This is a genomic window from uncultured Senegalimassilia sp. (assembly GCF_934630535.1).
Classification (GTDB): domain Bacteria; phylum Actinomycetota; class Coriobacteriia; order Coriobacteriales; family Eggerthellaceae; genus Senegalimassilia.
This window is the reverse complement of record NZ_CAKTVU010000033.1, coordinates 1-10,930: the sequence shown is the minus strand read 5'-3', so window position 1 is coordinate 10,930 and position 10,930 is coordinate 1. Positions and strand designations below refer to the sequence as shown.

The window sequence follows — 10,930 nt, the reverse complement described above, 5'->3', positions numbered from 1 at the left end:
GGTGCGGGTAGATATAATACCTTGACTGTCGGAAACTTGCAAGGAGCATTCTCGATGCAATACACAAGGACACCTCAATTCTCAGGCAGCCAGCGGGAGGAAGCGCGTTGTCGCGTTGCATGGATGATCGCGGCTGTGCTAGTGGTCGTTGCTTGCGAATGTGCGTTAGCGGCTTTGCCGGGCAAAGCCTATGCGAAGTCGTACACCATGCCGCAAGTGAACATTCAGGCTCAGCTGGAAACCGATGGAACGCTTCACGTGGTGGAACAGCGCACGTTCGATTTCAACGGCTCGTATTCCGCTATTTGGTGGTCGTTAAACCTGCTGCCTACGAACGCGGAATTCTCCGTGAACGGTGTTCGCATGATGGGCGTCGATGATTCCGGCTCCGCTGAAGGGTCGATGTCGGCGCTGCCCGAGGTGCCGTTCGAGCTGAAGTGGCGCGAGAAAGGCGGCCCGGGGCGGAACTCCTATTCCCTGGACAGCCCGAAGAACACGGTGTATGTGTTCTTCGGCTCTCATCCTGAGCGTGTGGTTGTAGAGCTTGATTACACCATCACCAATATGGCCCAGGTGTACGATGACGTCTCCGAGGTGTATTGGCAGTATCTGGGCTCCGAGTGGTCGGCTGCTTCCGAGAACGTGACGGCCACGCTTCAGCTTCCCCTTCCCCAGGGCGTCACGGTGGATCCTGGTGAGAACGTGCGCGCATGGGGCCATGGTCCGCTGAGCGGCAACGTTTCCATTAACGCCGACGGCTCGGTCACATGCACGGTTCCCCGTGTGGAAACCGGCGAATATGCCGAGATGCGCGTTTGCATCCCCTCTAAATGGCTGACGAACGTGTCGCTGAGCACGCAGCGCCTGCATGCCGGCGAGCAGCGCCTGGATACGGTGCTGAAGGAGGAGAAGGCCTGGGCTGATACGGCGAACAGCAAGCGCATGATGTCCTTGGCGTTCTCCGTGGCGTGCGTTGCCGTGTGCGTTGCGGCATTGATCTGGGCTATTGTCATGTTCTTCCGTCATGGCAAGGAGCATAAGCCTGACTTTACGGAGCAATACTGGCGCGATGTGCCGCGAAAGGGTTTGCATCCGGCCGTTATCGGCCGCTTGTGGCGTTGGGACAGGACGAGCACAGACGATCTTACGGCAACTATTATGCATCTGGCGCAAACGGGTGCCGTTCGCATCGATTCCGGTTCGTATATGGCGCCGACGAAGCATGGCGGCATGAAAACGGTCAACGACTTCTATATCACGAAGATGGTGGAGGTCGATGCCATAAGCGACCCGATCGACAAGGCAACGTTCGAGCTGCTGTTCGACAAGGTAGCGGCAGGCCAGAACTCGCTGTGGTTCGGCAGCATCAAGAAATACGGCGATGATCATCCTGAGCGGCTGGTGAACGCCGTGAAACACTGGCAAGATGTGCTGACCGCGGAGACGGACAAGCACGGGTTCTTCGAGGAGAAGGGTAATAATCTGCGCGCCTGGACGTGGGCGCTCGCTGTCATATTGATTGCGGTGGCAATGGTGATTTGGTTCATAACCGATAACATGCTGCCCGTGATATGCGGTATCCCCACCGTTTTGGCGCTGGCTTTCATCGGGAACAATATGACGCGACGCAGCGTCGATGGCAACAACCTGGTTGCGCACTGCAAGGCGTTGCGCAATTGGCTGCGCGACTTCAGCTCGCTTGAGGAGCGTCCGCCCACCGATGTGAAGGTGTGGGGCGAGTTCATGGTGTACGCGTATCTGTTCGGCGTTGCGAAGCAGGCCATCGAGCAGCTTCGCAAGACGCAGCCCCAGTTGTTCACGGTCGATCACACGTATGGAGACACCTACGTGCCCTGGTGGGGCTGGTATACCTCCTACGAGACCGGTGCGAGCGCCGGGATGCCCGATGTGGGAAGCTTCCTCTCCTCGTCGTTCAACCAGGCCGTGAAAACCGCTCACGAGGCTATACAGGCCGAATCCAGCGGCAGCGGAAGCGGCGGCGGATTCTCCAGCGGTGGCGGCGGAGGCTTCGGCGGCGGCGGTGGCGGAGCCCGTTAGGCTTGGCTGAGCTTCCGTGCATTGCCAACGGCGCAAAAGACTGACGTTTAGACTTTCGGTCGGTTACGTCAGCTTGCTTGCCGCCGAGTCCGGGCCGTCCGGCTATTCGATGATGCTGGTCTGCTAAGATAGCGGACGCGTCGTTTAGAGCGAATCACGTTGAGTGCGAAACGCCGATCTGCGTCGCCTTATGCGGCTGCAGATCGGCGTTTCTTTATTGCGCCCGGTTATGGGTTGCAATCGGGGGTAAAGGGAAAGTTACATGAAGAAGGAACTGCCCTCTTGGGCGTACAAGGTTGCTATCGTTGTGGCGACCATCATCTGGGGCTACAGCTTCGTGTCCATGAAGGATGTGGTAGCGGTCATTCCGCCAGCATGGTTGCTGGGCTTCCGCTTTCTGTTCGCAGGCATTGTGCTGACCGCTATCCTTTGGAAGCGCGTCCGTAAGGCCTTCAGCGGCAAGATGGTGCTTGCCGGCACCGCCCTCGGCTTGGCCGATTATCTGGCATTCTGGACGCAAACCGTTGGTTTGGAGCACACCACTCCAGGCATCAACGCGTTTCTTACGGCGACGTATTGCGTGATCGTCCCCTTCTTGTGGTGGATCATCGCTCACAGGCGTCCGACGGTGTTCAATATCGGTGCTGCCGTGCTTGCCTTGGTGGGCATTTGGCTGGTGTCGGTCCAGTCGGGCGGCATGACCATGGGCTTTGGTGAGGTTATGACGCTGGTGTGCGCGGTCATGTTCGCCGTGCATATGGTGCTGGTTTCGAAGTTCTCCCGTTTCCACGACGTGCTGGCGCTTACAGCAGTGCAGTTCGTTGCCGAGGGATGCATGGGCCTGCTGTCGGGAGCGGCGTTTGAAACCTTCCCAGGATTCGCTGCTTTCACGCCCGATATTATCGGTCAGTTGCTGTTCCTGGCCATCTTCGCTTCTATTGTGGCGTTCGGCATCCAGAACGTCTCGCTTGCGCATATTCCTCCGGCCCAGGCATCGCTGTTCTTGAGCCTGGAATCTGTGTTCGGCGTGCTGTTCAGCGTGCTGCTGTACGGCGAGCAGCTGAGCCTCCGTTTGCTGGTCGGTTTCTCGTTGATCTTCGTGGCCATCATCATCAGCGAGACGTTTCCTTTGAAGCGCAAGAAGCCTGATGAGGCCGTTGGAGAGACCGTATAAGAACAGCTTGTTACCGTTGTCATGACGCATGAGCAGGCATGATACAATTCGAACGTACATGACCGATCAAGGAGGGCTTACCATGGCGGAGAAGAACAACGTTGTTCTTATCGGCATGCCCGGCTCGGGTAAATCCACGCTGGGTATCGTGTTGGCGAAAATCATGACGAAGGACTTCATCGACGCCGACATCGTCATTCAGAACCAGTGCGACAAGACGCTGCAGAAGATCATCGACGCATGCGGTCCCGAGGGTTTCATCGAGGTTGAGAACGAGATTCTCAGCAAGATCGACGCGGAGAACAGCGTTATCGCTACGGGCGGTTCCGCCGTGTACTCCGATGAGGCTATGAAGCATCTGGCAGAGATCGGTACGGTTGTGTACCTCAAGATCTCCTACGATCAGCTGGTGCACCGTCTGAGCGACCTGCAGGAGCGCGGCGTCGTGTTGAAGGGCGGTATCGGTATGAGCCTCAAGGAGTTGTACGACGAGCGTCTGCCGCTCTATGAGCACTACGCCGACATCACGGTGGACGTGAACGACCTGTCCATCACCGCTGCAGCTCGCAAGGTTGCAGATGCGCTTGCACATGAAGGCGTGAAGTAGTGTTTCACGTGAAACAGTAGAGTATTGAAAGGCCACCGGAAGGTGGCCTTTCTTGTGCATGCAGTAAGTTAAGCAGTTGAACATTGCTGCCGCTGCAGGGCTCGGAAAACCATGATATGCGGTTCGGTGGCGAAGCGTTATATGGCGCTTGGCTAGTGACGGGCATTGATGCATTTCAGCTGGAAGGAGGAAACCGAACGGCGCTTCGTGGCGTTTACGAGGCGATGAGGGACATCGAATGGATGACATGACGCTGCTGCTGTGGTTTTGAAGGTAGTCGGTTTGAAATATGCTGCAAGTTCGTGTGAAACATCTTCGCAGAAACAAATAAGGCCCCGATGTTTCACGTGAAACATCGGGGCCAGCATGAGGGGCAAGCAGTTGCTATGCGGTGGCGAAACCTTGTGCAGCTGCTGCGAGGTCCTCCTGGGCGTTCTTTGCACCCAGGCGATCAGTAAGGGGATCGATCGGCGGCACGTCGTCATGATTCTTGTGCGGAACCATGTCCTCTTCCTTGCCGCCAGCGTCGTTCAGACGCTTGAAGAAGTCCTTCGTTTCACGGACGACCACACCGGAGAGGACGATCAAAGCGATCATGTTCGGCACGGCCATGCATGCGTTGAAGATGTCGGCGATGGTCCAAACGGCGGAAACGGTCATGTAAGGGCCGATGAACACAGCGGCGATGTAGAGCCAGCGGTAAACCTTTACGGCCTTCATGCTGCCGTTGCTGAAGTACTCAAGGCAACGCTCGCCGTAGTAGTCCCAACCAAGGATGGTGGTGAAACCGAACAGGGCCAGGCACGCCATGAGCACGAACGACACGACGGTGGGAGGAATGAACGGCAGGCCAGCCTGGAAGGCGGCGGTGGTGACGGAAGCGCCCTCGAGGCCCGGGATCAGGTAAGCACCGGTCATAACCAGGGTAAGGCCGGTCATGGTGCAGACTACGATGGTGTCGAGGAACGTGCCGGTCATCGACACCAGACCCTGACGCACGGGCTCCTTCGTCTGAGCGGCAGCAGCGGCGATAGGTGCGGAACCAAGGCCGGCCTCGTTGGAGAAGATACCGCGGGCGATACCCTTCTGCATTGCGATGAAGATGGCGCCGAGCATACCGCCGGCAGCAGCATCAAGACCGAAGGCGGAACGGAAGATGACCACGAACGCACCGGGGATCTTATCCAGGTTGGTGAGCAGTAGGACAAGGGAGAAGCCCACGTACAGCACTACCATGACGGGGATGACGCGCTCGGAGACGCTGGCGATGCGCTTGATGCCGCCGATGACGACCAGGCCGACCAGCACGGCGACCACGATACCGCCGATAACGGTGGCGATGGAGTAATCCATGCCGAGGATGCTGATGGTGAAGGACTTCTCGGGATCGAAGAAGTTCGTGATGGCGGTGTTGATGGAGTTCACCTGGGTGAAAGTACCGATGCCGAACAGGCCAACGCACATGCCGAAGAACGCGAAGATCTTGGCGAGCCAACGCCAGCTGATCTTAGGCAGACGCTTGCCCATGCCGCGCTCGATGTAGTAGAACGGGCCGCCCAGAACATGGCCGGTGTTCTCATCGATGCTGCGGAACTTGACGGCGAGCAGGCCCTCGGAGTACTTCGTAGCCATGCCGAACAGCGCTGCCAGCCACATCCAGAACATGGCACCAGGGCCGCCGACCACAACAGCGGTAGCGACGCCCACGATGTTGCCAGTACCGATGGTTGCTGAAAGCGCGGTGCACAGTGCGCCGAAGCTGGTGACTTCGCCGGAGCCGCCCTTTTCGTTCTTGACCATGTAGCGCAAAGCGCGCGGCAGCTGACGGAACTGCAAACCGCCCAGACGCACCGTCAGCAGGATGCCTCCGAACAGGATGAGCACCATCAGCGGTACGCCCCATACAAAGTCGTCAATAGCGGTGATCACGTTGTTGACGACGTCGAAAAACCCTTCCACAACTCACTCCTAACTTAAACTCTTGACCGATACAACCTCTGCGAGACCCTGAGGATGTACGGAAAGAGAGCTCGGCGAAAGCTATGGGGTTCTGGAATATGGAATTAGGGAAGGGAAAAGTTCTCGTGAACGCCGAGTTTGAGTTTCGTTCACGTTTGCGACAAGTCACTGACTTTTCTCTGTCCTTTTGCCTGAGAGTTTCAGCGAAACGGTTCGCCACTGCAGCTTGACTGAAGCTGTTCGCGGTTAGGTCTTGCGGCCTGCGTTTCACCTTGCCCCTTCGGCACCCATGGTTGGGATTCTCCAGAGGCCCCTGCTTGCCCTGTTTCTTGCGATCCAGAACATATCAACGGGGTGACGCTATGAAATTGTGGCATGAACTTTAACAGTGGAGTAACGGCTTGTAAACACCCCAGTATTTCGAATGTGTAACTTTTTGGGCAAGTGGACAAAAAGGGAGTGAAGTCAAGCTGAATGGTCATCGAAATAAGGGGGCGTTCGCTTGATCGAAGGGGATGTTGGCGGCGTGATGCGCGGTATACTCGATAAGGAGAATGCTGCGCGGCTTGCGCGGCCGTAGCGGCGTGAAAGCGGCCGAAAGCGAACCGGATGCAGAGTCGGCGAAGGCTGCGCACGAAGGCGAGGCCTCGCCTTCCGAGCCGCGCCATGCCGGGTGCGCTGCATGTTCGGCGGCGAAGGGCAACGATGGGCTGCTTACGCAAGGCCTGGTGCTCGTCGTGTTGCTGCTTGTTTCGTTGGCGATGCAGGTTCAGCCCCTGCCAAGGACCCGATCGGCGTCCCTTCCCTGGAAATCCTCCCCATCCCCCTTGCGCCGATCGCGGTCGTCGACGAACCCGCTGCCCTTGTGGCGGCGGGTTCGTTGTGCTTGGGGCTGTGGAATGAGAGAATCGTTTCGGATCATTTGGAGATGGCGTCTTGCCTTCGTTTTGAACGGGTTGGGAGGAACGCGTGAAGTTCACGGTTGTGGCGGTTGGAAAGTTGAAGGAGCGGTTCTGGGTTGATGCTTGCGCGGAGTACCTGAAGCGCCTGCAGCCTTATGCGAAAACCCAGGTACGCGAGATCGCCGACGTCGACCCGCGTAAGGCAGGCGGCGTGGACGGCGCGCGCGATAAAGAGGGCGCTGCTATCTGCGTTGAAATCGAGAAACTTGGCGCGGATACGCATGTGGTGTTGCTGGCCATCGACGGCAAGGAGCGCTCGAGCGAGGGGTTGTCGAAGCGACTGGACAACCTGATGCTGCAAGGGAAGAGCAACTTCGCGTTCGTCATCGGCGGTTCGGATGGCGTGAGCGATGAGGTGCGCAAACGCGCCGACGAGCTGCTGTCGTTCGGGCCGATCACGCTCCCCCACAACCTGGCGCGCGTGGTGTTGCTGGAGCAGCTCTATCGCTCGCAGAAAATTTCCCACGGGGAGCCGTACCACAAATAACGTTGTACAGTGTTTCGAGGTATTGACCAGGACACTTAGGGGACGTGTCGCCAAGTGTCCAGTTTAGGAAAGAGCGTGCAGCTCTTCTTGGCTGAACAGCGGTTGAATATAGCTCCGTTTTTCCACCGGCGTCTTGGGCGGTAGCGGTTATCTGGTTTCCTTCGTCCGCCATGTGCGAAGCAAGACGTTTGCCCGCATTTCCCGGGCTTCTTATACTGTTTCGGAACGAATTTGCCTATGAAGGAGGCGTTTTCCATGCGGATGATCTCGTGGAATGTGAACGGCTTGCGAGCTGTTTTGAAGAAGGGCTTCGAGGATATCGTGTGCCAGTTCGACGCCGATGTGGTGGCGTTGCAGGAAACCAAGCTGCAGGCCGGCCAGGCAACGCTGGATTTGCCGCAATATCGCGAGTTTTGGAGCTATGCGGAGAAGAAGGGCTATTCCGGCACCGCGGTGTTCACGAAGGAAGAGCCGCTGCAGGTGCTTCATGGCCTGGGGTTTTCCCATCTTGATAACGAGGGCCGCATTGTGGCGTGCGAGTTTCCCGAGTATTGGTTCGTTTGCGTCTACACGCCGAACGCGCAAAACGAGCTGGCGCGCATCGACCATCGCATGGAATGGGACGATGCGTTCCGCGATTTTTGCAAGGGCTTGGAAGAGGGCGTGCTCCCGGCAGGCGTTCCGGTGGAGCGCGCCGGCGCCGATGGCAACGTGGTGCTGCGTCCGGAGGCGGGCCGCGGCGAAGGCAAAAACGGCGCGGATGTGGTTCCGGAATCTGCCCCTATGGGCGACGGGCATTTGCCCACGCAATGGCTTCCGCTGACGCAGCCCGGTGAATCCGCGCAGCCGAAGCCGGTGGTCATGTGCGGTGATTTCAACGTGGCGCACAACGAGATCGACCTGAAGAACCCCGGTCCTAATCGCGGGAATGCGGGCTTTTCCGATGAGGAACGCGGGAAGTTCGACAAGCTGCTCGATGCCGGGTTCACCGACACGTTCCGCAGCACGCATCCCGACCTTGTCGGCGCATATTCCTGGTGGAGCTATCGTTTCAACGCGCGCAAGAACAATGCGGGGTGGCGCATCGACTATTTCCTGGTCAGCGATGCCTTGGCCCCGCGCATCCAGGCCGCCAGCATCTACAACGAGGTGCTCGGCAGCGACCACTGCCCTGTAGGCTTGGAGCTCGACTTGGGTTAAAGCTGACGTTTCGGGGACGTAGCGCTATGTGTCAAGCTTTCTCGTTGTCGTGTAGAACGCGACTTCCGAGAAGCCAGCAAAACCGGACACTTAGTTCTACGTCCCTGATGTGTCTGGGATGGGGTTGGCGAAGCTGCTGGTGGCGCGTGGTATCATGCTAAGGTTCGAAACGAGGGGTTGCGGCAGCTGGAAGTCGGGCTGCTGGACCTGTATTCAGCACTGCTAGAAGGAAAATAACCGTATGGATACTGCAAAGATCGAAGCCGGCGTTCGCATGATTTTAGAGGGCGTGGGTGAGAATCCTGACCGCGAAGGGCTGAAGGAAACGCCTGCGCGCGTTGCCCGTATGTATGAGGAAGTGTTCTCCGGCCTGACGGAAGACCCCGCCGTGCATTTCGCCACCACGTTCGATGAGCACTGCAGCGAAATGGTGCTTGTGCGCGACATCTACTTCTACTCCATGTGCGAGCATCACCTGGTGCCGTTCTTCGGCAAGGCCCATATCGCCTACATCCCCGCGGTGGATGGCCGCGTGTGCGGTTTGTCGAAGCTGGCGCGCCTGGTCGAAGTCTACGCGAAGCGTCCGCAGGTGCAGGAGCGTTTGACCTCGCAGATCGCCGACACCTTGGTCGTGCAGCTGAACCCGCAGGGCGTTGTGGTGGTGCTGGAGGCCGAGCACATGTGCATGAGCATGCGCGGCGTGAAGAAGCCCGGCAGCCATACGGTCACCAGCGCGGTGCGTGGCGTGTTCGCCGGCAGCACCGATGCAGCACGCGCCTCGCGCACTGAGGCCATGTCGCTCATCCTTCGCGAAACCCGATAACGCAAAGGCCTGGTTATGGAAGCCGTTGCCGACGTGTGCCAACAGCTGTTCGGCATCGCCCCGGGGGCTATGCTGCTGGTGTGCTTGTTCGTGTTTCTGGCGGGATATGTCGATGCCATTGCGGGCGGCGGCGGGCTGATCTCGCTGCCCGCCTACATGATCGCTGGCTTGCCAACGCACGCCGCCATCGCCACGAACAAGATGAGCTCGACCATGGGCACCACCATCGCCACCTGGCATTATGCGAAATCGGGTTACATCCAATGGAAGCTTGCGGGCGTTTGCGTGGTGCTTGCCGTAGCAGGATCATCCATTGGGTCGAACCTGGTCCTCATCACCAGCGATGCGTTCCTGCGCGTGTTCCTGCTGGCGGTGCTGCCGATCACGGCCATCTACGTGATGAGGTCGAAGAGCTTCGGAAAGCAGGACAAAGAGCCGCTTTCGCCGAAACGCACCGCGGCGCTTTGCGCTCTGGTGGCGTTCTGCGTGGGCATATACGATGGCTTCTACGGTCCCGGCACGGGCACGTTCCTGATGCTGCTGCTCACCGGTGTGGCTCATCTGAAGCTCAAGTCCGCCGCCGGCATCACGAAGGCCATCAACCTCACCACCAACGTTACGGCGCTGGTGGTCTTCCTTCTGCACGGTCAGGTGTTGCTGGTGTTGGGCTTGGTGGCGGGCGCATTCAACATCGTCGGCAACTACCTGGGCTCCCATAGCTTCTCGAAGAACGGCGGCGCGGTCGCCCGACCCATCACCATCGTCGTCCTGATCATCTTCTTCGCGAAGGTTATTTGGGATTTCGTCGCCTAGGCCGTGAAGCCGCACGCCGCTGGCTGCGGATGTTTCACGTGAAACACCGCCTGGAAATACAAGGCGCGCGACAATCGGGTACTATGGGAACATACTGAAACGAGCGCGTCGGTCGCGCGGGTGAAAGGATTCGAACATGAAGTGCGTTATCAGCGTTCTGGGCAAGGATCGCAGCGGTATCGTTGCAGCTGTTTCGGTTGCGCTGGCCGAGTGCGGTGCCAACATCGATGACATCAGCCAGACCATCCTCGGTGACATGTTCTCCATGACCATGCTTACCACGCTGGACACCGAGAAGGCAGACTTCAACGTTGTCCAGGAGAAGCTCGAGGGCGTCGCCTCCGAGCTGGGTGTGCAGATCACCATTCAGCGGGAGGACGTTTTCCAGTTCATGTACAAGATTTAGGCCCGACCTGAATCGCATCGCTTGCGAATTCGGCTGCATCGGCGCGTAATGCGCAGTGCGCCATTTCCACAAGCCGCCGAACGACGGCCCGGAGTCGAAGACTTCGGGCCTTTTTGCGCACCGCTATAATAAGAAACCGTGACCCATTAGACGATCAGGGAGAAGTCGAATGACCCGAATCTATTCGTATACCCAGCCGCTCAATGCCGATATCGTCGATGCGTTCTGCCTTATGCAGAAGGGCTTCACCGATCAGTTCGTGTATTACCGCAAGGATCGTCCTACTCGTTTCATGGGTTTGGGGCGCTGTATCGCGCTGCCGACCTTGGACGAGGCCGAGTGCGAGCTGACGGGGCCGGCCGCCGAGCAGCCGGTGTTCTTCTCGTTCAACCGATTCGACGCGCATAACCCTGCGCCGGCCGATGAGCTGTTCCAGTCGTT

The 10,930-nt window shown here is 58.4% G+C and carries 10 protein-coding genes and 1 riboswitch; of the genes, 9 read left to right on the top strand and 1 reads right to left on the bottom strand.

Features of this window, described 5'->3' with window-relative positions:
• Positions 1-54 precede the first annotated feature (54 nt).
• The 3 genes from Q0D52_RS09830 to Q0D52_RS09820 all read left to right on the top strand — a co-directional run bounded on the left by Q0D52_RS09830 (position 55) and on the right by Q0D52_RS09820 (position 3,839).
• On the top strand, positions 55-2,058 hold the full coding sequence (locus Q0D52_RS09830; RefSeq protein ID WP_294382567.1) for a DUF2207 domain-containing protein: 2,004 nt from the start codon (positions 55-57) through the stop codon (positions 2,056-2,058).
• Positions 2,059-2,320: 262 nt separating this feature from the next.
• Entirely contained in the window at positions 2,321-3,232 is a 912-nt protein-coding gene (locus tag Q0D52_RS09825) for a DMT family transporter (RefSeq protein WP_294382564.1), read from the top strand.
• Between the two features lie 82 nt (positions 3,233-3,314).
• A complete protein-coding gene (locus Q0D52_RS09820) occupies positions 3,315-3,839 on the top strand; it encodes a shikimate kinase (protein WP_294382561.1) in 525 nt (174 codons plus the stop codon).
• A 384-nt stretch (positions 3,840-4,223) separates the two neighbouring features.
• Here Q0D52_RS09820 and Q0D52_RS09815 read toward each other — a convergent pair whose 3' ends face one another.
• Positions 4,224-5,798, bottom strand: coding sequence for a sodium:alanine symporter family protein (locus tag Q0D52_RS09815; RefSeq protein ID WP_294382558.1), 1,575 nt, complete (start codon positions 5,796-5,798; stop codon positions 4,224-4,226).
• 169 nt (positions 5,799-5,967) lie between these two features.
• Positions 5,968-6,115, bottom strand: a riboswitch (glycine riboswitch).
• 652 nt (positions 6,116-6,767) lie between these two features.
• Here Q0D52_RS09815 and rlmH point away from each other — a divergent pair.
• The 6 genes from rlmH to Q0D52_RS09785 form a co-directional block, all read left to right on the top strand.
• Entirely contained in the window at positions 6,768-7,247 is a 480-nt protein-coding gene (gene rlmH / locus Q0D52_RS09810; RefSeq protein WP_294382556.1) for a 23S rRNA (pseudouridine(1915)-N(3))-methyltransferase RlmH, read from the top strand.
• Between the two features lie 255 nt (positions 7,248-7,502).
• Positions 7,503-8,447 (top strand): exodeoxyribonuclease III, encoded by a 945-nt coding sequence (locus Q0D52_RS09805; protein ID WP_366930344.1) that lies wholly within the window; start codon positions 7,503-7,505, stop codon positions 8,445-8,447.
• A gap of 241 nt (positions 8,448-8,688) precedes the next feature.
• Complete coding sequence (gene folE / locus Q0D52_RS09800) at positions 8,689-9,270, top strand: GTP cyclohydrolase I FolE (RefSeq protein ID WP_294382550.1); 582 nt, start codon at positions 8,689-8,691, stop codon at positions 9,268-9,270.
• Positions 9,271-9,285: 15 nt separating this feature from the next.
• Positions 9,286-10,083 carry a TSUP family transporter gene (locus tag Q0D52_RS09795; RefSeq protein WP_294382548.1) on the top strand — a complete coding sequence of 266 codons (798 nt, stop codon included), beginning with the start codon at positions 9,286-9,288 and terminating at the stop codon, positions 10,081-10,083.
• Between the two features lie 136 nt (positions 10,084-10,219).
• Positions 10,220-10,489, top strand: a complete 270-nt coding sequence (locus tag Q0D52_RS09790) for an ACT domain-containing protein (protein WP_294161784.1) — start codon at positions 10,220-10,222, stop codon at positions 10,487-10,489.
• Positions 10,490-10,658: 169 nt separating this feature from the next.
• Positions 10,659-10,930 (top strand): hypothetical protein (locus Q0D52_RS09785; RefSeq protein WP_294382545.1); only part of this gene is annotated, 272 nt, incomplete at its 3' end.

Coding starts and splice junctions, on each gene's coding strand:
- Q0D52_RS09830 (WP_294382567.1), top strand. CDS start 55: ATGCAATACACAAGGACACCTCAATTCTCAGGCAGCCAGCGGGAGGAA.
- Q0D52_RS09825 (WP_294382564.1), top strand. CDS start 2,321: ATGAAGAAGGAACTGCCCTCTTGGGCGTACAAGGTTGCTATCGTTGTG.
- Q0D52_RS09805 (WP_366930344.1), top strand. CDS start 7,503: ATGCGGATGATCTCGTGGAATGTGAACGGCTTGCGAGCTGTTTTGAAG.
- folE (WP_294382550.1), top strand. CDS start 8,689: ATGGATACTGCAAAGATCGAAGCCGGCGTTCGCATGATTTTAGAGGGC.
- Q0D52_RS09820 (WP_294382561.1), top strand. CDS start 3,315: ATGGCGGAGAAGAACAACGTTGTTCTTATCGGCATGCCCGGCTCGGGT.
- Q0D52_RS09790 (WP_294161784.1), top strand. CDS start 10,220: ATGAAGTGCGTTATCAGCGTTCTGGGCAAGGATCGCAGCGGTATCGTT.
- Q0D52_RS09795 (WP_294382548.1), top strand. CDS start 9,286: ATGGAAGCCGTTGCCGACGTGTGCCAACAGCTGTTCGGCATCGCCCCG.